General features: G+C 39.4%; 1 protein-coding gene. It reads left to right on the forward strand.

What is annotated here, in order from left to right; genetic code table 11:
• Positions 1–469, forward strand: a 469-nt coding sequence (locus KH893_RS11975) for an amino acid permease (protein WP_281166302.1), incomplete at both ends; no start/stop codon positions are given.

The raw sequence follows: 469 nt of genomic DNA on the forward strand, positions 1-469 counted from the left end.
ATTATATGTTGACCGTTGCCGTTTCGGCGGCTTCGGCTACTGATGCGATTAGTTCGGCGATTCCCGAAATTCACAGTTTTTCTTTGCTCATTTCGGTTGTAATTGTCATTTTGCTAATGTTGATGAATCTTCGTGGTTTGCGCGAATCCGCCAACTTTTTGATGGTTCCCGTTTATTTTTTCGTCGCAGCAATGCTTGTCATGTTGCTTGTAGGTTTTGTTCGTCTGGGCTTAGGGCAAATTGTTTATCACGCACCAACGATGGCTGAAAAAATCTCGCCAACGATGACTGTTGGCTTTCTATTATTTATGAAAGCTTTCTCGTCAGGTTCTTCATCTTTAACCGGTGTTGAAGCAATATCTAATTCTGTACCTAATTTTAATAAACCAAAAGAACGTAATGCTTCCCAAACACTCTTGATTTTAGTTGTTATTCTTGGTTTCTTTTTTGGTTCGATTACGTTCTTTAG

It is taken from the genome of Liquorilactobacillus sicerae (assembly GCF_029916425.1).
Classification (GTDB): domain Bacteria; phylum Bacillota; class Bacilli; order Lactobacillales; family Lactobacillaceae; genus Liquorilactobacillus; species Liquorilactobacillus sicerae.